General features: G+C 71.6%; 18 protein-coding genes. 11 read left to right on the forward strand and 7 right to left on the reverse strand.

Annotated elements, in window-relative coordinates; translation table 11 throughout:
* Positions 1-95: 95 nt before the first annotated feature.
* A complete protein-coding gene (gene chvE / locus BR70_RS0111350; RefSeq protein WP_027466162.1) occupies positions 96-1,223 on the reverse strand; it encodes a multiple monosaccharide ABC transporter substrate-binding protein in 1,128 nt (375 codons plus the stop codon).
* A 180-nt stretch (positions 1,224-1,403) separates the two neighbouring features.
* Here chvE and BR70_RS0111355 point away from each other — a divergent pair, with 180 nt between their 5' ends.
* Complete coding sequence (locus BR70_RS0111355; RefSeq protein ID WP_081827356.1) at positions 1,404-2,453, forward strand: LacI family DNA-binding transcriptional regulator; 1,050 nt, start codon at positions 1,404-1,406, stop codon at positions 2,451-2,453.
* A gap of 198 nt (positions 2,454-2,651) precedes the next feature.
* Here BR70_RS0111355 and BR70_RS0111360 read toward each other — a convergent pair whose 3' ends face one another.
* From BR70_RS0111360 to BR70_RS0111375, 4 genes are all read right to left on the reverse strand, one after another.
* Positions 2,652-3,605 carry a carbohydrate ABC transporter permease gene (locus BR70_RS0111360; RefSeq protein ID WP_027466164.1) on the reverse strand — a complete coding sequence of 318 codons (954 nt, stop codon included), beginning with the start codon at positions 3,603-3,605 and terminating at the stop codon, positions 2,652-2,654.
* A 4-nt stretch (positions 3,606-3,609) separates the two neighbouring features.
* Positions 3,610-4,578, reverse strand: a complete 969-nt coding sequence (locus BR70_RS0111365) for a carbohydrate ABC transporter permease (RefSeq protein WP_027466165.1) — start codon at positions 4,576-4,578, stop codon at positions 3,610-3,612.
* Between the two features lie 87 nt (positions 4,579-4,665).
* Positions 4,666-5,973 carry an ABC transporter substrate-binding protein gene (locus tag BR70_RS0111370; protein WP_231495696.1) on the reverse strand — a complete coding sequence of 436 codons (1,308 nt, stop codon included), beginning with the start codon at positions 5,971-5,973 and terminating at the stop codon, positions 4,666-4,668.
* A 5-nt stretch (positions 5,974-5,978) separates the two neighbouring features.
* Complete coding sequence (locus BR70_RS0111375; RefSeq protein ID WP_027466167.1) at positions 5,979-7,994, reverse strand: glycoside hydrolase family 127 protein; 2,016 nt, start codon at positions 7,992-7,994, stop codon at positions 5,979-5,981.
* Positions 7,995-8,158: 164 nt separating this feature from the next.
* Here BR70_RS0111375 and BR70_RS0111380 point away from each other — a divergent pair, with 164 nt between their 5' ends.
* The 10 genes from BR70_RS0111380 (at position 8,159) to BR70_RS0111425 (ending at position 21,686) form a co-directional block, all read left to right on the forward strand.
* A complete protein-coding gene (locus BR70_RS0111380) occupies positions 8,159-9,157 on the forward strand; it encodes a LacI family DNA-binding transcriptional regulator (RefSeq protein ID WP_027466168.1) in 999 nt (332 codons plus the stop codon).
* Between the two features lie 712 nt (positions 9,158-9,869).
* Positions 9,870-11,588: a xylulokinase gene (locus tag BR70_RS20660; RefSeq protein WP_051596856.1), complete on the forward strand. Its 1,719-nt coding sequence runs from the start codon at positions 9,870-9,872 to the stop codon at positions 11,586-11,588.
* Complete coding sequence (locus BR70_RS0111390) at positions 11,585-12,295, forward strand: L-ribulose-5-phosphate 4-epimerase (protein WP_027466169.1); 711 nt, start codon at positions 11,585-11,587, stop codon at positions 12,293-12,295. The genes BR70_RS20660 and BR70_RS0111390 overlap by 4 nt, the downstream gene beginning before the upstream one ends.
* Complete coding sequence (araA, locus tag BR70_RS0111395) at positions 12,292-13,827, forward strand: L-arabinose isomerase (RefSeq protein WP_027466170.1); 1,536 nt, start codon at positions 12,292-12,294, stop codon at positions 13,825-13,827. The genes BR70_RS0111390 and araA overlap by 4 nt, the downstream gene beginning before the upstream one ends.
* 17 nt (positions 13,828-13,844) lie before the next feature.
* Positions 13,845-15,119 (forward strand): D-arabinono-1,4-lactone oxidase, encoded by a 1,275-nt coding sequence (locus BR70_RS0111400; RefSeq protein WP_027466171.1) that lies wholly within the window; start codon positions 13,845-13,847, stop codon positions 15,117-15,119.
* 94 nt (positions 15,120-15,213) lie between these two features.
* Positions 15,214-16,131 carry a hypothetical protein gene (locus BR70_RS0111405; RefSeq protein ID WP_027466172.1) on the forward strand — a complete coding sequence of 306 codons (918 nt, stop codon included), beginning with the start codon at positions 15,214-15,216 and terminating at the stop codon, positions 16,129-16,131.
* 203 nt (positions 16,132-16,334) lie between these two features.
* Positions 16,335-18,002: an ABC transporter substrate-binding protein gene (locus tag BR70_RS0111410; protein ID WP_027466173.1), complete on the forward strand. Its 1,668-nt coding sequence runs from the start codon at positions 16,335-16,337 to the stop codon at positions 18,000-18,002.
* Positions 17,999-19,753, forward strand: a complete 1,755-nt coding sequence (locus BR70_RS20665; RefSeq protein ID WP_035808795.1) for a dipeptide ABC transporter ATP-binding protein — start codon at positions 17,999-18,001, stop codon at positions 19,751-19,753. Before BR70_RS0111410 ends, BR70_RS20665 begins: the two co-directional genes overlap by 4 nt.
* Positions 19,750-20,685: an ABC transporter permease gene (locus tag BR70_RS0111420; protein ID WP_027466174.1), complete on the forward strand. Its 936-nt coding sequence runs from the start codon at positions 19,750-19,752 to the stop codon at positions 20,683-20,685. The genes BR70_RS20665 and BR70_RS0111420 overlap by 4 nt, the downstream gene beginning before the upstream one ends.
* On the forward strand, positions 20,682-21,686 hold the full coding sequence (locus tag BR70_RS0111425; RefSeq protein ID WP_027466175.1) for an ABC transporter permease: 1,005 nt from the start codon (positions 20,682-20,684) through the stop codon (positions 21,684-21,686). The genes BR70_RS0111420 and BR70_RS0111425 overlap by 4 nt, the downstream gene beginning before the upstream one ends.
* A 154-nt stretch (positions 21,687-21,840) precedes the next feature.
* Here BR70_RS0111425 and BR70_RS0111430 read toward each other — a convergent pair whose 3' ends face one another.
* A complete protein-coding gene (locus BR70_RS0111430) occupies positions 21,841-22,830 on the reverse strand; it encodes a squalene cyclase (protein WP_035808801.1) in 990 nt (329 codons plus the stop codon).
* Positions 22,831-23,007: 177 nt separating this feature from the next.
* Positions 23,008-24,327: a GNAT family N-acetyltransferase gene (locus BR70_RS20670; protein WP_051596857.1), complete on the reverse strand. Its 1,320-nt coding sequence runs from the start codon at positions 24,325-24,327 to the stop codon at positions 23,008-23,010.
* Between the last annotated feature and the right edge of the window lie 205 nt (positions 24,328-24,532).

A 24,532-nucleotide genomic window follows, 5' to 3' on the forward strand; every position in this document is an offset into this window, starting at 1 on the left:
CCTTTCCGTCGTGCGCGCGTGGGCGCGCTGGTGGAGACGGACTGGAGGCGCGGTGCGGTCTGGCACCGCGCCTCCGGTCCGTGAGATGGGCCTGACTACTTCAGGTCGGCTTCGGTGTAGTACCCCGAGTCCACGAGGACTTCCTTGTAGTTGTCCTTCGTGACGACCGTCGGCTGGAACAGGAAGGTCGGGACGACCTTGACCTTGTTGTCGTAGCTCTTCGTGTCGTTGACCTCGGGCTTCTTGCCGGTGAGCAGGTCCTCGGCCATGGTGACCGACTGCTTGGCGAGCTTGCGCGTGTCCTTGTAGATCGTCGAGTACTGCTGGCCGGCGATGATCGACTTGACCGAGGCGGCCTCGGCGTCCTGGCCCGTGACGGTCGGGAGCGGACGGTCGCTCGTGCCGTACCCGGCGCCCTGGAGCGCCGAGATGATGCCGATCGAGATGCCGTCGTACGGCGAGAGCACGCCGTCGAGCGTGGTGCCGCCCGAGTAGGACTTGGCGATCAGGTTCTGCATGCGGGCCTTGGCCGTGGCCGGGTCCCACTGCTGCGTCGCGGCCTGGGACAGCTGGTCCTGGCCGGACTGGATCTTCAGCGTGCCGTCCTCGAGGTACGGCTTGAGCGTCTTCATGGCGCCGTTGAAGAAGAACCCGGCGTTGTTGTCGTCGAGCGAGCCGGCGAAGACCTCGATGTTGAAGGGGCCCTTCTCGCCGGTCTTCTTGCCGTCCGCGTCGAGCACACCCAGGCCGGTGAGCAGGCTGTTCGCCTGGTCGACGCCGACCTTCTCGTTGTCGAAGGACACGTAGTAGTCGACGTTCTTGTTGCCCGTGAGCAGGCGGTCGTACGAGATCACCTTGATGCCGGCCTTGGCGGCGGCGTCGAGCTGGTCGGAGAGCGCGCCACCGTCGATCGACGCGATGATCAGGACCTTCGCGCCCTTGGTGATCATGTTGCTGACCTGCTGGGCCTGCTGCTGGACCTTGTTGTCGCCGTACTCGAGGTCGACCTTGTAGCCGGCCTTCTCGAGGTCGCTCTTGACGGCGTTGCCGTCCTTGATCCACCGCTCGGAGACCTTGGTGGGCATGGCGACGCCGACGAGGGCGCCCTTGTTGTCGCCGCTGCCGCCACCATCGGTGGACGCACGGCCGCCGGCCGAGCAAGCGGCCAGCGAGATCGCGATGCCGACGGCTGCGACGCCCGCGATGATCCTGCGCTTCATCATCGAAGTACCTCTGTTCCTTCGCGTCGTCCTCGACGCGGTCGGGTGCCGGGGCTGCTGTGCCCCGTGGGATGCGCTCGTGTGAGCGCTCACATCATGTGGGTTCCGTGACGGGGTGTCAACTCAACACCGCCGTTTCGTGATCTTGCCGCGGCGGCCGGACCGAGCGGTACGGTTGGCCACGTGAGCACCACGACCGCCCCCGAGGGCAGGGGCGGCAAGCGCCGGAAGGCCCCGACGATCTTCGACGTCGCCGAACGCGCCGGCGTGTCCCACCAGACCGTCTCCCGCGTGATCAACGGCGACCCGACCGTCCGCGAGCAGTACCGGACGCAGGTCACCGACGCCGTCACCGAGCTCGGGTACCGGCCCCGCGCCGCCGCCCGGGCGCTCGCCGGTGGGCGGAGCAAGGCGCTCGGCATCATCACCGCCGGCGACGCGCTGTACGGTCCGTCGAGCACCTCGATCGGCTTCGAACGGGCCGCGCGGTCCGCCGGGTACCACGTGCTGCTGTCGACCCTGCCGGAAGAGCCGCGGCCGTCCGACCTGTCCGGGGCGCTCACCACGCTGCTCGCGCAGGACGTCGCCGCGATCGTGCTGGTCGCCGCCGACAACCGGGTGCTCGACGCCCTCGCGTCGCTCACCGTGCCGGTCACGGTGCCCGTCGTGGTGTCGAACGCCGTGCAGCGCGACGCCGTCCGCACCCCGGTCGCACCGAGCGTCGCCGCCGTCGCCATCGACCAGGCGGCCGGCACCTCGCTCGTCATGCAGCACCTGTTCGACCGCGGACACCGCCGGATCGTGCACATCGCCGGACCGCACGTTTCGCAGGAGTCCGAGGTGCGCCGTGCCACCTACGTGCGGATCATGCAGGACGCCGGGCTCGAACCGGTCGTGCTCGAGGGCGACTGGACCCCGGCGAGCGGCTTCGCGGCCGCCCGGCACATCGACGTGGGGACCGTCGACGCCGTCTTCGCGGGCAACGACCAGATGGCCCTCGGGGTGCTGCACGCCTTCGCCGACGAGGGGCTGCGGGTGCCGGACGACATCGCGGTCGTGGGGTTCGACGACGTCCCCGAGGCCGCGCACTTCACGCCGCCGCTGACCACCGTGCGGCAGGACTTCCGGGCGATGGGGGAGCGGGTGCTCGACACCGTGCGGGCCCTGGTCGAGGGGGAGCCCCGCGACGAGACACTGCTCGCGCCCGAGCTGGTGGTGCGGCGCAGCACGTAGCGCCCCTCGCACCGTGCGAGGTCCGGTGCCGCGCGCTCCCTCGCACCGTGCGAGGTCTGGCACCGCGCGCTTGGCGTGGTGCGAGGTTCCGTACTCGGTGCGAGCCCCTGCGCCCCGCACGGAGCACGCAACCTCGCACCACACCGGCGGCGCCCCTCGCACGGTGCGAGGGGCGCCGCCGGCGAGCTGACCCGACCGTCAGCCCTTCAACGCCCCGGACGACAGCCCGGCGACGTAGAACCGTTGCAACCCGACGTACAGCGCGATGCACGGGATCATCGCCACCACCGACCCGGCGACGAGGTTGCCGTACGACACCTGCCCGTACGCCCCGGTCTGCAGGTTGAGCAGCGCGACCGGCAGCGTGTACAGCGAGTCCTTCGTCAGGAACGTCAGGGCTCCGAGGAACTCCGTCCACGACGCCAGGAACGCGTAGAGCGCCGCGGTCGCCGCCCCCGGCAGGAGCAGCGGGCGGAGCACCGACACGACGACCCGGAAGCGCGAGGCGCCGTCGACGAAGGCCGAGTCCTCGAGCTCGGTGGGGATCGACTCGAACGCGTTGCGCATCACGAACACCCCGAACGGCAGGTTCACGGTCGTGTAGAACAGCACGAGCCCGAGCAGCGAGTTCGTCAGCCCCATGGCGTTCATCTCGAGGTACAGCGGCGTGAGGATGGCCTGGAACGGCACCATCATCGTCAGCAGCACCAGGCCGAACACGAGCCCGGCGCCCCGGAACCGGAAGCGGGCGAACCCGTAGCCGGCCATCGTCGCGATCACCGCGGTCAGCACCGCCGTGGCGATCGACACGATGAGCGAGTTCACGACGCCGGTGAGCAGGTGCGACGACGAGGCGAACACGGCGGCGAAGTTCTGCCACCCGAGCTGGAAGAACGTCGCCGGGTCCGGGGCCTGGGTGATGACGGCCTCGGACTGGAACGCCCGCAGGATCGACCAGATGAGCGGGACGCCGAACACGAGCGCGGAACCGATGCCGGCGATCGCGTACAGGGTGCGCTTGACGGTGGTGTCGCGGGGGTGCTGGACGCTGCCCTGCTGGTGGCGCCGACGTCGGCCGTCACCCGTGGTGGTCAGGGTCCTGGTGGACAGGTCCGGCGCCGCGAGGGCCGCACGGGAGGTCGTGGTGCTCATGGCGTCAGTCCTTCTCTCGCAGTGCCCAGAACTGGAACACCGTCACGGCGGCGATCACCACGACGAGGGCGATCGACTGGGCGGTCGCGGCCCCGAGCTGCAGGTTCACGAACCCGCGGTTGTAGATCGCGTTCACGATCGTGGTGGTCTCGGTGCCCGGCCCGCCCTGGGTCAGGATGTAGAACTGGTTGAAGGCGAGCAGCGACCCGATCACCGAGATGATGACGCTCAGCGCGACGGTCGAGCGGATCATCGGGAACGTGATGAGGCGTTCGGTCTGCCACCAGGAGGCCCCCTCGAGCTGCGCCGACTCGTAGACCTCGTCGGGGACGCCCTGCATCGCCGACATGAGCAGCACCATGGTCAGCCCGGACACCGCCCACACCACGAGCACGCAGATGAGCAGCGTCGCCAGCGGACCGTTCACGAGCCACGCGGTGCTGCCGTCGGTGATCCCGAGCCAGCGGAGCACCATGTTGACGGCCCCGGAGTTCGGCTGCGCCTCGAGCACGAGCATGAACGAGAGCGTCGTCAGCCCGACCACGTACGGCAGGAAGAACACCGTCCGCAGGATCGTGCTGCCACGGCGCCGTGCGCGGACGAGCACGGCGAGGAAGTACCCGAGCGCCAGGATCGGCAGGGTCACGATCGCCGTGTACAGCAGCGTGTAGCCGATGGCGTGCACGAACGTCGGGTCCTGGAACAGCGTCAGGTAGTTCTGCAGCCCGATGAACCGGTACGGGCCGATCAGGGGCCAGTTCGTGAACGAGATGTAGAGCGCGAACACGAGCGGGACGAGCACGAAGACGGCGACGAACAGGATCGCCGGGGCGACGAGGACGGCGCCGGTGCGCGGCGGATGGGTGAGCGAGTTGCGGGTCCGGACGGAGCCGCCACGCCCCGGGCGGCGGCCCACGGTGGGACGGCCCGGGCCGGTCCGGCCGGCGGGGCGCCGGGTGGAGATGGTCGACATGCGTGCACCTCTCTGTGCATCAACAAGAGCGAGACGAGCGAGACGAGCGGGACGAGCGGGACGAGCGGAGAGGACAGGCAGGCAGGCTCAGGCCTGCACCTGGTCGAGGATCCGCTGGTAGTCGGACTGCGCCGTCCGCATGGCGGCAGCGCTCCCCGACCCGAACACGGCCTCGCGGAACATCGCGAAGTACGGCGACGACGGCTGGTTGTTGAGCAGGTTGTACGCCAGCGTCTGCGGCGCGTAGCCCTTCTCGATGGCGTCGAGCGGCCCGTACGCCAGCGGGAACCGCTTGCGGTACTCCGGGGTGGCGGCGTCGGACCGCGTCGGGAAGTACCCGCCGTCCGGCAGTGCCTGCTGCTGCTGGAGGCCGTTCGCGTACTGCATGAACGCCCACCCACCGGACGGGTTCGCCGCCCCGTTCGGGATGCACATGTTGTCGCCGCCGTCGAAGAACGACCGCTGGCCGTCCCACGACGGGATGAGCACCGTCTGCATCTTCGCCCGCATCGCCTTGGTGGCCGCGGGCACGGTCGCCCCGTACGAGGTCGGGAAGATCCCCACCTTGCCGGCCCGGAAGTCGGCACCCCACGTGGTGCCGGCGTCGGAGTACGTCGCCTTCGACAGCACGCCGTCCTTCCACAGCTGCCGGTAGAACTCGAGCATGCGTTCGAGGGCCTCGTTGCCGGTGATGTTCGCCCGCTGGGATCCCACCTCGCCGGTCATCATGTCGACCCCGGTCGCCCAGACGTGCGGCTGCGTGACGAAGCCGATGATGCCCGCGGCGTTGCCGGAGATCGACCAGCCGTACACGTCGTCGTCGAGCTTCCGGATGGCCTTCGCCGCGTCGAGCAGCGTGGACAGGTCCTTCGTCGACTCCTCGACGTCGAGGCCCGCACGCTCGAACAGCTCGGTGTTCACGAACAGCTGCGAGTTGTCGGCCAGGTAGGGCAGTCCGTAGTACCGGTCGCGGTACTCGAGCAGGCGCAGGTGCCCCGGTGAGATCGCGTCGAAGTAGTCCAGGCTCTTGACCACGTCGGTCAGGTCGGCGAACGCCTCGCGGAAGATGAACAGCTGCGAGTTGATGTCGTCGATGTCCACGACGTCCGGTGGCTCACCCCCGCGGATCGCGGTCGCGAGCTTGGTCACGTACTGCGCGTCCGGCACGGGCGTCAGCTGGACCTGCAGCGCCGGGTTCGCCTTGTTGAACCCGGCGACGGCCGACGTCAGGCCGGCCTGGGTCGCCGACCGGCACCACACCTGCACGGTGCCGGTCGCGTTCTTCCCGAAGCTCGCGGGCTTCGCGACCACCTTCGGCAGGGTGCCGGAGCACCCGGCCAGGGCGAGTGCGGCCCCGCCGGCGACGCCGCCGACGAGGAACGCTCGGCGGTCCACGCCGGTCACCGTGCCAGCGGGAGCCAGACGCGCATCGGCGCGGCTCCCCGGTTGGCCCACGCGTAGTACGGGACGGCGGTCGCGGTGACGTCGCGGCCGTCGTGACCAGCCTGGAGGCCCGTGGTGGCGCCCTGCGGACCGGCCACGTCGTCGACGTCGGTCACGTCTCCGGCGTGATCCGATCCTCCAGACCGGGTTGCGTCCAGACGCTGGTACGGCCAGGCCGGCTGCACGTGCTCGGCCGGGGCGTGCCCCGGGATCCGCAGCGTGACGACGCCGTCGAGCAGGTCGTCGCGGCGCTCCTCGGTGATCGGCGCGTCCGCGTCGACCGTCAGGTCGTCGACCGTGAAGCCCTGCTGGTCCGCCTGCTCGACCGCGTACACGAGCGGGCCGCGCTCGATCGCGACCTGCCCTCGGGCGGCGTCGATGCGGGTGTCGGCGACGTAGCGGTGCGGCGTCGTGTCGAAGACGAGCTCGACCGTGTCGCCCGCCGACCACTCGCGGTCGACGACGTGCAGCGTGCCCGCTGTCGGACTCACGGACCCGTCCGGACCCGTGACGGTCGTGGTGTCCGACCAGGCCGGGATCCGCAGGCCCAGGGCGAGCGGGCCGTCCTCGGTGACCGTGACACGGACACGGCTGTCGTGCGGGTAGTCGGTCTCGACCCGCAGCGGCCCGAGGTCGGCGGTGGCGTACTGGTGGACCTGCAGCCCGCCGTCGGTCGCCGTGGCCAGGTAGCCGTCGAGGCTCGCGAAGGTGCGCATGATGTTCGGCGGGCAGCAGGCGCAGTCGAACCATCCGCGTCGCCCGTGGGCGGGGGAGCGGTTCTCGTCCTGGTGCGCGTGGTCGCGCTGCTGCAGCGGGTTCACGTAGAAGTACTCGGTGCCGGCCAGGCTCACCCCGGCGAGGAACGCGTTGTACAGCAGGCGCTCGATCGCGTCGGCGTACACCGGCTTGCCGGTGGCGAGCAGCAGCCGCCAGGCCCACTGCACCCCGCCGATCGCCGCGCAGGTCTCGGCGTAGCCGCGGTCGGTCGGCAGCTCGTACGGGTCGCCGAACGCCTCCCAGTCCCAGCGCGCCCCGAGGCCGCCGGTGATGAAGGCCTTCGTCGCCATCATGTCCGCGAACTGGCGCTCGCTCGCGGCGAGGAGCTCGGTGTCCCCGGTCTCGATCGCGACGTCCACGGCACCCGCAGCCAGGTACACGGCGCGGACGGCGTGCCCCTCGACGGTCGTGGCTTGCCGGCTCGGCACCCGGTCGGAGAAGTACGTCGGCTCGCCGCCGGCGCGCTCGATGATGCCGTGCCCGCGGGCGTCGACGAACCAGTGCGCCAGGTCGAGGTAGTCGCGGTTGCGGGTCTCGCGGTACAGCTCGACCAGGCCCATCTCGACGACGGGGTGGCCGTCGACGTCGCGGGTCTTCGGCGTGCCGTCCGGTGCGGTGCCGTCGCCGAACGTGCGGACCAGGTGGTCGGCGTTCTTGATCGCGACGTCGAGCAGACCGGTGTCGCCCGTCGCACGGTGCTGCGCCACGGCCGCCTGGTACAGGTGCCCGGCGCAGTACATCTCGTGGCTCCACTTGAGGTCCGTGTACCGCTCACCCTTCCCGCGCACCTGCTGCACGGAGTCCAGGTACCCGTCGTCGGCCTGTGCCCGGGCGTACAGGGCGGTGACCTCGCGCTGCAGGTCGAGCAGGTCCTCGGCGGGGGCGCGCCCGTACTCCCACGCCACGGCCTCGAGCCACTTCGTCACGTCGGAGTCCATGAAGATCGGGCCGACGGCCTCGCCCTCCTCGAGCCCGGCGGCGATGCGGAGGTTGCGGAAGTTGCCGGCCGTCTCCAGCTGCTGGTAGCCGCTGCGGACGGCGTCGCGGCCGTTGCGCTCCTGGCGGAGCGCCCAGAAGCCGCCGGTGATCCGGGCGTCGCCGGTCGGCAGCGGCCGGAGCGTGAGGTGCGCGTCGGCGGTCGGGAGGACCGGGGTCGCGGTGTGCGCGCCGCGATCGGTCGCGAGCGTGGTGGTCATGTCGCCTCCTTGCGATGTGACTGGAGCCGTTCGGGTGGTTCGAGCCAGCCGGAAAACGGTTTCTGCGGTGGACGTTACGACACGGGGTGCACGCCGCGCAAGGGCGTCCCGGCGGTTTTGTGTAAGGTCATCGGCACGTCCTCGTCCTCGGAAAGGTGGTTGCCGTGACGCTCGAACGCACCGGTCAGCCGATCCGGATCACCGACGTGGCGGCGCTCGCCGGGGTGTCGATCGGCACCGCGTCGAAGGCGCTGAACGGCACCGGGCAGCTGCGGGACGCCACCCGGTTGCGGGTGAAGGAAGCCGCCGAGAAGCTCGGGTTCGTCGGCGATGCCCGGGCCCGTGCGCTGTCGTCGGGACGGACCTACACCGTCGGCATGATCACCACCGACTCGTTCGGCCGGTTCTCGATCCCGGTGCTGCTCGGCGCCGAGGACGCGCTGTCCGCCGGGCGGATGGCCGTCCTGCTGTGCGACACCCGCGACGACCACGTGCGCGAGGCCCACTACCTGCGCTCCCTGGCGGCCCGCGGCGTCGACGGCATCATCGTGACCGGCCGTTCCGCCGACGCCCGGCCCCCGATCGACGTGTCCATCCCCGTCGTCTACGCCTTCACACCCTCGACCGATGACTCCGACGTGTCGATCACCCTCGACGACGCCGCCGGGTCGGCACTCGTCGCCTCGCACGTGCGCTCGCTCGGGCGGCAGCGGGTCGCGATCGTGACGGGGCCGGCACGACACCGGTCCGCGGCACGACGGGTTGCCGGTGCCTCGTCGGTCCTCGGGTCGCACCTGGTCACCGACCCGCTGTACGGCGAGTGGTCGGAGCGCTGGGGGCGGCAGGCGGTGGACGTGCTCGCGCGGGAGTCGCCCGACGTCGACGCGATCGTCTGCGGCAGCGACCAGATCGCCCGGGGCGTGTGCGACCGGCTGCGGGAGCTCGGGCGCTCGGTGCCCGGAGACGTCGCGGTCACCGGGTTCGACGACTGGGACGTGATGGCGCTCGCCTCGAGGCCGCCGCTGACCACGGTGGACCTGCGGCTCGAGGAGCTCGGACGCGTCGCGGGGCAGGCGCTCCTCGCCCTGATCGACGGCGGGACGGCGTCGTCGGCGGCCGTGACCCCGTCGCTCGTCATCCGCGAGAGCACCGTCGGCGCCTAGGGCGGTCGCGGCACCCCGGCGGCCGTGGCCGAGCGGTCGCGACACCCCGTCCGCCGTGGTCGGGCGGTCACGACTCGTCGCTCGGAGCACCTCCAGTCGACAGTTCGTGACCGCGCGGTCACGACACCCCGTCCGCCGTGGCCGAACGGTCACGACTCGTTGCTCGGCGCACCTCCAGCCGACAGTTCGTGACCGCGCGGTGGGGAGGCAGCGGGGTGTCGTGACCGTCCCCGGCGCCGCCGTTCGGGGTGTCGTGGGGTCGGCGGGCCGGTGGTCGGGGACTCGCGCGGGTGGAGGGTGGCCGGTGGTCGGGGACTCGCGCGGGTGCGGGGTGGCCGGTGGTCGGGACTTGCGCGGGTGTGGGGCTGCCGTGGTCGCACGTCGTCGTCGCCCCTCGTTCGTCGCACGGTCACGACCCGTCGTGCGTGTGACGTCGAGTGGTCAGGAACGGTCGGTTGCCGATGCGCCGGACGACGTTTCGTGACCGGTGGGGGGAACTGAGCGGGGTGTTGCGACCGGTGGGGCAGGCGGGCGGGCGGGAGGGCGGGACGAGCGGGACGAGCGGGACGAGCGGGACGACCGGACGAGCGGGACGACCGGATGAGCGGGACGGGAGGGGCGGGCGGGCGGCGCGCCGCGGCGTTGCGTGAGTGAGCGCTCACGTGCCAGGATGTGAGCGCTCACTGGGGACGACGAGGTTCTGGAGGAACGCATGGGTGACGACCGCCGACAGCGGATCGTGGACGGCCGCACCACACTGGGGATCGAGCTCGGCTCCACCCGCATCAAGGCCTGCCTGGTGGACGAGGACCTCGTGCCCATCGCCGCCGGTTCCCACGAGTGGGAGAACGAGTACGTCGACGGCCGCTGGACCTACTCGCTCGAGGCCGTCGAGACCGGACTCCGGGCCGCGTACGCCGCCCTGGTGGCCGACGTCGAGACGCAGTACGGCGTCAGCCCCACCACGTACCGCGCCGTGGGCGTGAGCGCGATGATGCACGGCTACCTGGCGTTCGACGCCGCGGGCGAGCTGCTCGTGCCGTTCCGCACCTGGCGCAACACCTCGACCGGCCCCGCGGCTGAACGGCTCAGCGAGGCCCTCGGGTTCAACATCCCGCTGCGGTGGTCGATCGCCCACCTGTACCAGGCGGTCCTCGACGACGAGCCGCACGTGGCCGAGATCGCCGGTGTCACGACCCTGGCGGGCTACGTGCACCGACGCCTGACCGGGCGGAACGTCCTGGGCGTCGGTGACGCGAGCGGCATGTTCCCGATCGAGGGCGGCCCCGTGGACAGCGGCCCCGGCGACCCGGGCGCGAAGGACTTCGACCACGCCATGCTCGCCACCGCGCAGGACCTGATCGGCGTGCCGGACCTGCGGTCCCTGCTGCCCGAGGTCCTCGTCGCCGGCGCGGAAGCCGGTGAGCTGACCCCCGAGGGTGCGGCCTGGCTCGACCCGACCGGCACGCTCGAACCCGGCGCACCGCTCTGCCCGCCCGAGGGCGACGCCGGAACCGGCATGGTCGCGACGAACGCCGTCGCCCCGCGCACCGGCAACGTCAGCGTCGGCACGAGCATCTTCGCGATGGTCGTGCTCGAGCAGCCGCTGACCACCGCGCACGAGGAACTCGACGTCGTCACCACCCCGGCCGGCGATGCCGTGGCGATGGTGCACTGCAACAACGGCGCGAGCGAGATCGCGAGCTGGGCCCGGGTGTTCGGACGCTTCGCCGAGGCCTCGAGCGAGCGGACCGGCGCGACGCCGATCGGCGCGACGCCGATCGGCATCGACGACGTCTACGCCACCCTGCTCGCCGAGGCCGTCGCGGACGACACCGACCCGGATGCCGGCGGCCTGCTCTCCTTCAACTACCTGGCCGGCGAACCCGTCACCCACGTCGAGGACGGCCGGCCCCTGCTGCTCCGCACCCCCGGCGCACGCTTCACGCTCGGCAACCTGGTGCGCTCCGAGGTGCACGGCGCCTTCGCGACCCTGGCCATCGGCATGGACGTCCTGCACGGCGAACAGGTGCAGGTCGACCGGATGACCGCGCACGGCGGGCTGTTCCGCACGCCCGGCAGCCCGCAGCGGCTCCTCGCGGCGGCGTTGCGCGTGCCGATCGCGCTCGAGGAGACCGCGGGCGAAGGCGGCGCGTGGGGGATCGCCGTCCTGGCCGCCTACCTCGAGCACACCGACCAGCAGCTCGCCGACTACCTGTCCGACACCGTGTTCGGCGGGGACGCCGTGCACGTGGCCGAACCCGAGCCGGCGGACGTCGCCGGGTTCCAGACGTACCTGGAGCGCTACCGGGCCGCACTGCCCGTGCAGGACGTCGCCGCGGCGGCGACCCGCCCCAGCGCGACCACAGGACCGACCGAGCAGACCGACGGCGCCGACCCGCGCCTCCAGACAGAGGAAGTGACCCGATGACGGACGCGATCGACGAGACCACACGCCAGGCGGTGGCGACGACGCGGGAGCGCGTCGCGCGCCTGCACGGCGAACTCGTCCGCTACGGCCTCGTGATCTGGACCGGCGGCAACGTCTCCGAGCGCGTGCCCGGCACGGACCTGTTCGTCATCAAGCCGAGCGGGGTGTCGAGCGACGACCTGAGGCCCGAGAACCAGGTCGTCTGCACCCTCGACGGCGTGCCGGCCGAGGGCTGGGGCAACGAGCACGGCCCGTCCAGCGACACCGCCGCGCACGCCTACGTGTACCGGAACATGCCCGAGGTCGGCGGTGTCGTGCACACCCACTCGACGTACGCGACCGCCTGGGCCGCCCGCGCCGAGGCGATCCCGTGCGTGATCACGGCGATGGCGGACGAGTTCGGCGGACCCATCCCGGTCGGCCCGTTCGCGATCATCGGCGACGACTCGATCGGTCACGGGATCGTCGACACCCTGAGCGGCCACCGCAGCCGCGCGGTCCTGATGCAGAACCACGGCGTCTTCACGATCGGCAAGGACGCGAAGGACGCCGTCAAGGCGGCCGTGATGTGCGAGGACGTGGCACGGACCGTCCACATCTCGCGGCAGCTCGGCGACGCCGTGCCGATCCCCGAAGCCGACATCGATCGACTCTTCGATCGCTACCAGAACGTCTACGGACAGAACCCCGAAGGAGCCATGCGATGACGCAGGACACCACCGTCGACCCCCAGGCCACGCTCGACAGCTACGAGGTCTGGTTCCTCACCGGCTCCCAGGGGCTCTACGGCGAGGAGACCCTGCGCCAGGTCGAGGAGCAGAGCAGGGCCGTCCACGCGGAACTCGCCGGGCACCTGCCGGTGAAGCTGGTGTGGAAGCCCGTGCTCAAGGACGCCGACGGCATCCGCCGGGCGCTCATCGAGGCGAGCGCCGACGACAAGGTCATCGGGGTCACCACGTGGATGCACACGTTCAGCCCGGCCAAGATGTGGATCGGTGGCCTGCAGGCGCTGACCAAGCCGCTGCTGCACCTGCACACGCAGGCGAACGTCACGCTGCCCTGGGCGGACATCGACTTCGACTTCATGAACCTCAACCAGGCCGCGCACGGCGACCGTGAGTTCGGCTACGCCCTGGCCCGCCTCGGCGTCCGGCACGCCACGGCCGTCGGCCACGTCTCGGACCCCCGCGTCCAGCAGCGCGTCGCGAACTGGACCCGTGCCGCCGCCGGCGCCGCGGCCGTCCGCGAGCTGAAGCTGACCCGCTTCGGCGACAACATGCGCTACGTCGCCGTCACCGAGGGCGACAAGACCGAGGCCGAGATCGAGCTCGGCGTGCAGGTCAACACCTGGGCCGTCAACGAGCTCGCGGCAGCGGTGGACGCCGCAGCAGCGGACACGGCAGCGGTCGACGCGCTCGTGGCGACGTACGAGCGCGACTACGACGTGGACCCGTCACTCCGCAGCGCCGGCGGCGAACGGCACGCCGCGCTCCGCGACGGTGCCGCCATCGAGATCGGCCTCCGCACCCTGCTCGCGCAGAACGGCAGCGCCGCGTTCGCCACGAACTTCGAGGACCTCGGCTCGCTCAAGCAGCTGCCGGGCCTGGCCGTGCAGCGCCTGATGGCCGACGGCTACGGCTTCGGTGCCGAGGGCGACTGGAAGACGGCGGTCCTGGTCCGCGCGATGAACGTCGCCGGTGCCGGCCTGCCCGGTGGTGCCTCCCTGATGGAGGACTACACCTACGACCTCACCCCGGGCGCCGAGAAGATCCTCGGGGCGCACATGCTCGAGGTCTCGCCGACGCTCACCACCACGAAGCCGACGCTCGAGATCCACCCCCTCGGCATCGGCGGCAAGGACGACCCGGTCCGCCTGGTCTTCACCGCCGACTCCGGCGAGGCCGTCGTCGTCGCGCTGTCCGACACCCGCGACGGCTTCCGCCTCACCGCCAACGTCGTCGACGTCGTGCCCCCGACCGAGGCCCTGCCGAAGCTGCCCGTGGGCCGCGCGGTCTGGGAGCCCCGGCCGTCGTTCCCCGTCGCCGCCGAGGCCTGGCTCACCGCCGGCGCTGCCCACCACACCGTGATGACGACGGCGGTCGGCCTGCAGGTCGTCGAGGACTTCGCGACCATGGTCGGCACCGAGTTCCTGGTCATCGACGAGCACACCACCGCACGCGGGTTCCGCGACGAGCTGCGTCTCCAGCAGACGTGGCACCGTCTCGACCGCGGCTTCTAGAGGAGTCAGGACCCACGATGGACGACGTGATCGCGGCCGAGCGCACCCGCACCAACTGGGCGGGCAACGTCACCTACCGCGCCTCGGCGCTGGCCCGGCCGACGTCGGTGACCGAGCTCCAGCAGCTCGTCGCCTCGACGCCGCGCCTGACGGCGCTCGGCTCGCGACACTCGTTCAACACCATCGCCGACACCGATGCCGTCCAGGTCGCGTTGTCGGACCTGCCGCCCGTGCTCGACATCGACACGTCGCGTCGCGTCGTGCGGGTCGCGGCCGGCATGACGCACAGCCAGGTCGCGGCCGGTCTGGAGGCCCGTGGCTGGGCACTCGGGAACCTCGCGTCCCTGCCGCACATCTCCACGGCCGGGGCCGTCGCCACGGGCACGCACGGCTCCGGTGTGCGGAACCCGTCGCTCGCGCAGGCGGTGGTCGGCCTCGACGTCGTCCGCGCCTCCGGTGAACTCGCGCACGTCGACGCCTCGTCGCCCGACGGGCTGCTCGACGCCCACCGGGTGGGGATCGGCGCGCTCGGTGTCGTCACCGCGGTGGAGCTCGCGATCGAGCCGACGTTCCAGGTCGCCACGACGGTCCACCTCGACCTGCCGTGGGACGCCGTCGCCGCGCAGTTCGACCAGGTGATGTCCGACGCGTACTCGGTGTCGATGTTCACGTCGTTCGACGACCGCGGTGCCCGGCAGGTCTGGGTCAAGCACCGCGTCGACGAGGTCGCACCGACCGTCGACCTCGTCGCCCTGGGCGCCCGAGCGGCTTCGGGCCCGGTGCACCCGGGCGAGAACGACCCCGCCGGGGTCACCGAGCAGGGCGGTGTGCCGGGGCCCTGGTCGGAGCGGCTGCCGCACTTCCGGTCTTCGTTCACTCCGTCGACCGGGGCCGAGATCCAGGCGGAGTACCTGATCCCCGCAGCCTCCGCGGTGGAGGCGCTCGAGGCGCTCCGACCGCTGGCGTCGCTGTTCGCCCCGATCCTCATCGCCGCCGAGGTCCGCACCATCGCGGCCGACACCGCCTGGCTCGCGCCGTCGTCCGGTCGGCAGTCGGTGGGCCTGCACTTCACGTTCCGTCGTGACGCCGCCGCCGTGGCCGCGGCGGTGGCCCGGATCGAGGACGTCCTGGCACCGTTCGACCCTCGGCCGCACTGGGGCAAGGTCTCCGCGGCCAGTGCCGAGCGGCTGCACGAGGCGTACCCGCGGCTGTCCGACTTCGCCGCACTCGCCCGGGACCTCGACCCCACGGGGCGGTTCCGGAACGCGTTCCTCGCGCGCATCCTGTCCTGAGCCGCGCCGGTTCCCAGGGGATCGGGATGCGTTGCGCGGGTGTCGCACCGGAGCAGCGCCGGGCCTTCACATGTGAGGACGGAAAGGTCGGGGCATGGCGAACCTCAACCGCATCCTCGGCATGGCCTCCAAGGCCATCGACAAGCAGCTCCAGAAGCGTGGGCAGGCGGGAACCGCGCCCGGCGCCGGATCGCAGCAGGGCGGGACCGACTGGCGCGGCATCGTGCGCAGCGCCGCGGACAAGCTGACCGGCGACGACCGGAACCAGCAGCAGCCGCCGCAGCAGTACGGCCAGCAGCCGCAGCAGTACGGCCAGCCGCAGCCGGCGCAGTACGGCCAGCCGCAGCAGCACGCCGGCACGCCGCAGCACGGGGCCGACGCCGACAAGGTCGCCCTGGCGAAGTACGACTACCTGCTCCGCACCTCGTCGCCGGAGCAGCTCGAACAGGTCCACCACGACGCCTTCGCGCGGCTCACCCCCGCGCAGCGCCAGCAGGTGCGCGACCGCCTGAACTCCGAGCTCCCGCCCCACGAGCACCTGCGCGACGACTCGGCGGGTGGCATGGCCCGTGCGATGACCCGCGGCGAGATGTCGCGTCCGGGTCTGGTCCGACGGGTCCTCGGTGGTTCCGGCCGTAACGGCAACGGCAACGGCAACGGCCGCGGCCGCGCCGGGGCCTTCGCCGGTGGTGCAGCGGTCGGCGCCGGCGCGATGGCGTTCGGTGGCCTCGCCGCCGCGGTGGCGGGGGGAGCGGTGCTGAGTGCCGCCGCAGGGCCGGTCCTGGCAGGGGCCGCCGACCTCGGCGTGGACTTCGAGGGCATCGCCTCGGGCATGGGCGACCTCGGGCTCGGCGACCTCGGCGGTGGCGTCGAGGGGCTCTTCGGTCAGGGCGAGCAGCTCCTCGGCGGGTTCGGCGAGCAGGCCGCGGGCCTCGGGGAGCAGGCGTCCGGTCTCGGCGAGCAGGCGTCGAACCTCGGCAACGACTTCCTCGGTGGGCTCTTCGACCGCTGACGCACCGCTGTGCGAACGCATCGGGAATAGCGGGACGGCGTCCGGCGCTTGCAATGTTTCGTCGTGCGTCGTCCGACGCACGCGAGATTCGGACGGGCCACCGTCGCGGTGTCAGGATGGACGCCGCCCGGCGGGTGAACCGTTCCGCCGCGCAGCGACCGCCACCGCGATCGCGACCCCCTTCCCCGAGGAGCAGCACCGTCATGAGACGCCCCAACCGCCTGACGATCACCGCGGCCGTCGCCGCAGCAGCAGCCCTGGTCCTGACCGGCTGCTCGGGTGGGGGTTCGTCCGACGACGGCGCCGAGGGCACGGCGAAGGGCGGCACGCTCAACATCCTGACGCCGCAGACCTCGTTCCACCTCGACCCCGCGACCAGCCAGAGCCTCGGCATCACGTCGATGGGCCTCGTCGCCCGACGGCTCACCACGTGGGACGTCGAGCCGGGCAAGACGGCGAAGGTCGTCCCCGACCTGGCGACCAACACCGGGGTCTCGAGCGACGACGGCAAGACCTGGACCTACACGCTGAAGGACGGCGTCGAGTTCCAGGACGGCACGCCGATCACCACGAAGGACATCAAGTGGGGCATCGAGCGCTCGTTCGCGCCGACGCTGAGCGGTGGCCTGAGCTACCACAAGTCGCTCCTGGTGGGCGGTGCCGACTACAAGGGCCCCTTCGACGGCAAGTCGCTCGACAGCATCGAGACCCCGAACGACAAGACCATCGTCTTCAAGCTGAACGACGCGTACGGCGACTGGCCGTGGCTCGCGTCGATGCCGGCCTTCACGCCGGTGCCCGAGGGCGACGGCAAGGACACCGGCGCCTACGACCTGAAGCCGGTCGCGTCCGGCCCGTACCAGGTGCAGTCGAACACGCAGGGCTCGCAGGTCACGCTCGTCCGCAACAAGAACTGGAGCGCGAAGACCGACGAGGTCCGCACCGCCGGCCCGTCGAAGATCGTCTTCAAGGAGAGCCAGGACCAGTCCACGGCGACGCAGACGCTGATCGCGGACAACGGCGACGCCAAGAACTCGTTCGGCGCCATCTACCTGGGTGCCGCCGAGCTCAACCAGGTGCGCAGCAACCCGGCCGCCCAGGACCGCCTGGCCACGTCGAAGGCCGGCCCGATCAGCTACATGGCGATCAACACCCAGCGCGGTGAGCTCAAGGACCTCAAGGTCCGCCAGGCGCTGCAGTACGCGGTCGACCGCAAGTCCTTCCGGATCGCCGCCGGCGGCGCGATCGCCGGTTCGTACGCCTCGACGCTCATCACCCCGGGCATCGCCGGGCGCCAGGACTACGACCTGTACGAGACGAAGGCCACCGGCGACGTCGACAAGGCGAAGCAGCTGCTCAAGGAGGCCGGCGTCAGCAACCTGAAGCTGACCCTCGTGACGCAGAACGACCCGACCTACCTCGCCCAGGCCCAGGCGCTGCAGTCCGGCCTGAAGCGTGCCGGCATCGCCGTGACGCTCAAGCCGCTCGACTACGACTCCTTCACGCAGGCGACCACCAACGGCACCGACTTCGACCTGTCGCTGTCGAGCTGGCAGCCGGACTTCCCGAGCGCGAACGCCAACCTGCAGCCCCTCTACGACTCGTCGCAGATCGGTGGCGGTGGCTACAACGTCTCGAAGTACAGCAACCCCGAGGTGGACGCCCTCATCGCGAAGGCGAGCTCCACGGTCGACCAGGACGACGCGCAGAAGCTCTGGGCCCAGGCGGACAAGAAGATCATGGCTGACGCTCCGGTCGTGCCGCTGATCTACGCGAAGCAGTCCTTCCTCGCCGGTTCGAACGTGCAGAACTTCCAGATCGCGGACTTCCCGGCGTACCCGAACTACCTCAAGGTCTCGCTCAAGCAGTGACCGAACCGATCCTGCAGGTCGAGGGGCTCCGCGTCGCGTTCGGCGACGCGGAGCCCGTCGTCCGTGACGTCTCCTTCGACCTGACGCCCGGCCGGGTCCTCGCCCTGGTGGGGGAGTCCGGCTCGGGCAAGTCCGTCAGCGCCATGAGCGTGCTCGGGCTCCTGCCGCCGCAGGCCTCGGTGTCGGGCAGCGCCCGGTTCCGTGGCGAGGAACTCATCGGTGCCCCCGTCGAGACGGTCCGCGCCGTCCGGGGGGCTGGCATCGGCGTGGTGTTCCAGGAGCCGATGAACTCGTTCACGCCGGTCCTCTCGATCGGCACGCAGATCGCCGAGGCCGTCCGAGCCCACCCGACCGGGCTCGACCGCGCCGGGGTCCGGACACGCGTCGACGAACTGCTCCGTGACGCCGGGCTCACCGACCCGGAGCGCATCCGGAAGGCCTACCCGCACGAACTGTCCGGCGGCCAGCTCCAGCGCGCGATGATCGCGATGGCCCTGGCCGGCGACCCGGTCGCACTCTTCGCCGACGAGCCCACGACCGCGCTCGACGTCACCGTGCAGGCCGGCATCCTCGACCTGCTGCGGCGGCTCGGCCGCGAGCGTTCCCTCGCCGTGCTGCTCATCACCCACGACATGGGCGTGGTCGCGGACGTCGCGGACGACCTGCTGGTGCTGCGCCGCGGCGACCCGGTCGAGCACGGCACCGTCGCCGAGGTCTTCGCCCACCCGACCGCCGACTACACGCGCGAACTCCTCGCGGCCGTCCCCAGCCTGGAGGCCGCGTCCGCAACGCCGGCTGCGGACCCGGACGCCCGGGTCGGCGAGCCCGGCTCACGCGCCCACCGACAGCTCACGGCTCCGGGCGCGCGTGAGGTGTCGCCCAGCGCGAAGACCGCTGCGGTGAGCGACGAGGCGGACGCGAGTCGCGCCTCCCGGCCGCCCGTGGCGCGCCTGCGCGACGTCGCCGTGCGGTACTCGCGCCGAGGCGGACCGACCGTGTCCGGCATCGACCTCGACCTGCACGCCGGCGAGACCGTCGGCATGGTGGGCGAATCCGGTTCCGGCAAGTCCACGATCGGGCGCGCGCTCGCGGGCCTGGTGCCCGTCGTCGCCGGCTCGGTCGAGGTGGACGGCAGCGACCTGCGCACCGCTCGCGGACGACGACTGCGTGAGCTGCGCAGCCGGGTCGGCATCGTGTTCCAGGACCCGGCGTCGTCGCTCAACCCGCGACAGACCATCGGCTGGAGCATCGCGGAACCGCTGCTCGTGCACGGCACAGACTCCGCCGGCGAGCGAGCCGAACGGGTCCGTGAACTCCTGACCGCCGTGCAGCTCGACCCGACGTGGGCCGAGCGGTTCCCGCACCAGCTGTCCGGCGGCCAGCGGCAGCGCGTCGCCGTCGCGCGTGCGCTCGCACTGCGGCCGGCACTGGTCATCGCCGACGAACCGACCTCGGCACTCGACGTGACGGTGCAGGCCGCCGTGCTCGACCTGCTCGCCGGGCTGCAGCGGGAGTTCGGCTTCGGCATGCTGCTCATCAGCCACGACCTCGCCGTCGTCCGCCAGCTCGCCGACCAGGTGATCGTGCTGCGCGACGGCCGGGTCGTCGAGCGGGGGAGCACCGACGCCGTGCTCGACGACCCGCACCAGGACTACACGCGCATGCTCCTCGCCGCAGCGCCCGTCGCCGACCCCGTGCGACAAGCCGCTCGCCGCGAGGCGTGGCGTGCGTGGGAAGGAGTGGCCTCGTGACGGCCAACGTCGTCGACCGACCGGTCGCACCGTCCGGCCGCACGACCGGCTTCCGGGCCGTGGTGCGACGTGTCCGGCAGGACCGCTGGGCGGTGGCCTCGGCCGTCGTCATCGCGGTGTTCCTGGTGGTCGCGGTGGCGGCCCCGCTCATCGCGAAGCTGTCCGGGCAGGACCCGTACTCGTACGACATCGATGCCCTCAACTCGTTCGGTGCGCCCCGGGGTGCCGGCGGCGGCATCAGCGGCGACCACTGGTTCGGTGTCGAGCCCCTGACCGGGCGTGACCTGTTCTCGATCGTCACGTACGGTGCGCGGACCTCGCTCGGCATCGGACTCGCCGCGACCCTGGTGTCGATCGTCATCGGCGTGCTCGTCGGCGTCACGACCGGGTTCTTCGGCGGCTGGTACGACCGGGTGCTCTCGCGGGTCGTCGACGTGATCTTCGGGTTCCCGTCGCTCGTGTTCATGATCGCCCTCACCGCGATCGTGCCGTCGACGTTCCCGAAGCCCGTGCTCGTCGTGCTCGTCATCGGGTTCTTCGGCTGGCCGGCCGTGGCCCGTGTCGTGCGGGGGCAGACGCTGTCGCTCGTCAGCCGCAACTACGTCGTCGCCTCCACCGCGATGGGCGCCGGGCGCTGGCACGTCATCCGCACGCAGCTGCTGCCGAACCTCGCCGCGACGATCACCGTCTACGCCACCATCTCGATCCCGTCGATGATCGGTGCCGAGGCCGCGCTCTCGTTCCTGGCCGTCGGCGTCAACCCGCCGACGCCGTCGTGGGGTCGCAGCATCGGCGACGCCATCGGCTGGGTGCAGACCGATCCCATGTACCTCGTGTTCCCCGGAGCCGCACTGTTCCTCATCACCCTCGCCTTCAACGTGCTCGGTGACGCCCTGCGCGACGCCCTCGACCCACGAGGGGGCACCGCGTGAACGCCGCCACCCTGCGGTTCCTCGCGATCCGCGTGCTCGGGGCCGCCGTCGTGCTGCTCGTCGTCGCGGCCATCACGTACGCGCTCTTCATGCTCCTGCCGACCAACCCGGCCCGGGCGATCTGCGACAAGCCCTGCACGCCCGACCGGCTGCGAGAGGTCCAGGCGTTCCTCGGTACCGACAAGCCCTGGCTCGCACAGTTCGGGGCCTACCTGGCCGGCATCTTCACCGGCCGGACCTTCGGCAGCGGCAACAGCGTCATCGAGTGCGCGGCGCCGTGCTTCGGGTACTCGTTCCAGCTGCACGAGAGCGTCACCGAGCTGATCCTGGCGCGCCTGCCCGTCACGGCCTCGATCGCCGTGGGCGCTGCCGTGCTGTGGCTCGTCGCCGGGGTGTTCGGCGGCACCGTCTCGGCACTGCGCCGTGGCACCTTCGTCGACCGGGCCGTGATGACGGTCGCGGTCGCCGGTGTCTCGTCCCCGGCGTACCTGGTCGGGCTGCTCGGCATCCTGCTGTTCGGGTTCGTGCTCGGGATCCTGCCGACGAGCGGGTACGTGGCCTTCGGCGACGACCCGGTCGGCTGGTTCACCCACCTGATCCTGCCGTGGTGCGTGCTGGCCTTCATCAGCGCTGCGATCTACGCCCGGTTGACCCGTGGTGAGATGCTCGAGTCGATGTCGCAGGACTTCGTCCGGACCGCCCGTGCCAAGGGGCTGCGGGAGCGCCAGGTCGTCGTGCGGCACGGGCTCCGGACGGCGATCCTGCCCGTGGTGACGCTGTTCGGGCTCGACCTCGGGTCGCTGCTCGGTGGTGCCGTCATCACCGAGAAGGTGTTCTCGATGCAGGGCCTCGGCGCGCTGCTCATCGACGCGGTGCACACGCTCGACCTGCAGGTGGTCGTCGGCTTCACGCTGTTCTCGGCGCTGCTGATCGTCACGGCGAACGTGATCGTCGACGTGGTCTACGCGTTCGTCGACCCGCGGGTGCGGCGCCGGGCGTAGGGGCGCCCCCGCCCGTGCCGAGCCTCGCACCGTGCGAGTTCCGGTGCCCCCGCCGCTGTTGTGGTGCGAGATTCCGGACTCCGTGCGAGCGCGTCCGCCTGCCACGGAATCGGGAACCTCGCACCAGAGCGCTCGCCCCTCGCACCGTGCGAGGTCAGCCGGCCGTTGCCGCGCCGTCCCACCACCGCAGGACCCGCGTCCCCATCAGGGTGAGCCACTTCGAGCGTTCGCCCGCCGGGACGTCGACCTCGAACCACTGCCGCCCTGGTGCACGTTCACCTTGGGTCCAGGTGCCGTCGGCGTTGCGAGCCGCCCGGACGAGCTCGATCGCCTCGGCAGCTCGTGGGTCCGGCGGGGTCCCGTCCTGCAACCCGGCCGCCCGCAGGTGATCGGTCGCCCGGAGCGCGGTGTAGATCCAGCGCGACGGGTACGCGAAACGGTGCACCCAGGAGCCGACGAGCTCGCCGTCGGACTTCCGGTACAGCAGCCGCCGTTCGAGCAGGTACTCGGCTCCGCGGTGTCGGGCGGCGCGGAGCTCCGTGGCGCGCGGGTGCGATCCCTCGGACAGCTGCTCGTGCTGCAGCAGCCCGTCGAGCACGTTGAGGGTCGAGTGGAACGACGACACGGTGGACCCTTCGACCCACTCGCAGTTCCAGCCACCGTCGGCGAGCTGGTGCTCGAGCACCCACTCGGCGATGTCATCCACGTCAGCACCGAGCCAGGTGCCGTTGGCGAGCGTGAAGGCGTTGATGCAGCAGTCCACTTCGCCGCCCCAGTACGGCAGGTCGTCGTACTCCCACCGACTGTTCTCGGCGAGGCGCACGGCGGTGTCCCCGAGCACAGCGGCGTCGAGCCCCCAGTCGCGCAGCGTGTTGAGAGACCAGGTCGTCGCCGTGTAGGGCTGTCCGGCGGCCTGGGCCTCCGGACCGTCGGGGTCGAAGTCGGCGGGGAAGTACGAGCCGCCAGCCCACTGTCCGTCCGGGTCCTGGTGAGCGAGGAGCGCTGCGCCGAACCCCTCGGTCGCGACCCGGGCACGGGTGGCCTGCCACGTCGTGGCGGGGGCGTCGACGAGGTCCCGCTCGACCTGCCAGCGCAGTGCCGGGTCGGAGGCGACGAGCCAGTCGACCACCGTGTCGTCCGTCATGGCGGGGAGACTACTCGCTGCTGCGCGCCCGGGGCGGCGATCGCGCGAGGGGAGGCGCCCGGTGCGAGGTTGTTCACCCCGTGCGGCGGAACAACCTCGCACCGTGTGACCGACCTCGTACCGACCGACCTCGCACCGACCGACAGTCCGCGCGCCCCACCACGCGGCCGACGTCCATCAGAAGTACGTGATGCCGTGCGGCGTCCGCGGCGGCAGCAGCATCGCGCGGAGCAGCTCCACCGACGCCGGGTCCGCGGCGCGGACGAGCCCCGCGGCGGCCAACGTGACGGGGGAGACCGAGCCGATCAGCAGCGCACCGAGCTCCGCGACGTCGAGCTGGACGTCAGACCCGGCCACGTCGACGTCGTCGGCGATGCGCGTGACGGTGCCACGGGCCTCCTGGACGTCGAGGCGGTACGTGCCGGTGGTGAAGCCGAGCGCGTCGGTGACCCCGAGTGTCAGCGACCCGTCGACGGCGAACGGCCGCGAGGCCAGCACCGCGGGCACGTCGAGCACGCGCAGCCAGACGTGGTCCTCTTCGTGGTCGACGTCGTACGCACGGTTGTCGCCGAGCGCCGCGACGATGGGGTCGTCGAGGCGGGAGCGGTTGTACTTCACGACGTCGTTGAGGTCGACCGAGAGCAGGAACTCCCACAGGGCGGTGTAGGCCTGGTCGTCCGCGTACACCAGGTCGACGATCTCGAGTGCGGTGTCGGAACCGCGGTCCTCCTTGACGCGCCAGGTGACGTACCCGTCGATCTCGTCGGAGCCGTCGGGACGGTGCACCGCCGCGCGGACGTCCTTCGCCTTCTGCCCGTCGTGGCCGAGCAGGCCGAACGCGATCGGCCAGGTGCCGGTGTTGCGGACCATCGAACCGGGGGTGCGGACGTGGAACCGGTCGAAGACCGCCTTGCCCGGGCCGTCGGCGAGCCACTGCGGCGTCACGACCGACACCGTGCCGGAGGTCGGGGCGAGCAGGGGGAGCGCGCGCTCGCGGCGGACGTGCACGGCACGCTCGCGGATGGCGCAGCCGAAGCCGAAGCGGCGGTAGATGGTGCCCTCGGACGCGGTCAGCGACGCGACGGCGTAGCCCTCGGCGACCCCGCGCTCGAGCGCGTGCGTCATCATCCGGCGCAGGATGCCGCGGCGACGCTCGGTCGGGCGGACGGTGACCGCGGAGATCGCCTGGGTGTCGACGGAGGACCCGTCGCCCCAGCTCAGCGCCTTGCGGAACCACGTGAAGGTGCCGGCCGGCCACGTCTCGTCGACGGACCCCGGGAACGGCTCGCGCACGTAGACCCCGAGGAACGTCTCTTCGTCGGCGATGAAGTGCGACGCCATGCGGGCTGCGCCCTCGGCGTCGGGGTCGGCTTCGTGGAAGCCCATCCCGACGGCCTGCATCCACGCTGCCGTCTCGGCGTTCGGTGCCCCCTTGTCGTCCGTCCCGGGCGCGAACTCGCGCAGCTCGTAGCGGTCGTCGAATGCCTCGTTGCTCACGTTCCGACACTATCGGGACCGGGTGACGTCGCGACAGGCGCGTGGTCGGTCCGGTCAGCCTGGAGGCCCGGATCGCGTCCGGCGGACGGGCTGCGGTGTGGGGTCGGCCGGTTCAGGGCCCGTGCCCGGTGCCGCGTCAGTCGGTCGCGCCCCGCGGGGGATCGACGAGCAGCCCGACGCGGTCGTCCAGGTAGTCGGCGAGGGG

Origin of the sequence: Curtobacterium sp. UNCCL17 (assembly GCF_000686685.1) — a bacterium.
GTDB classification, from domain to species: Bacteria; Actinomycetota; Actinomycetes; order Actinomycetales; family Microbacteriaceae; genus Curtobacterium; species Curtobacterium flaccumfaciens.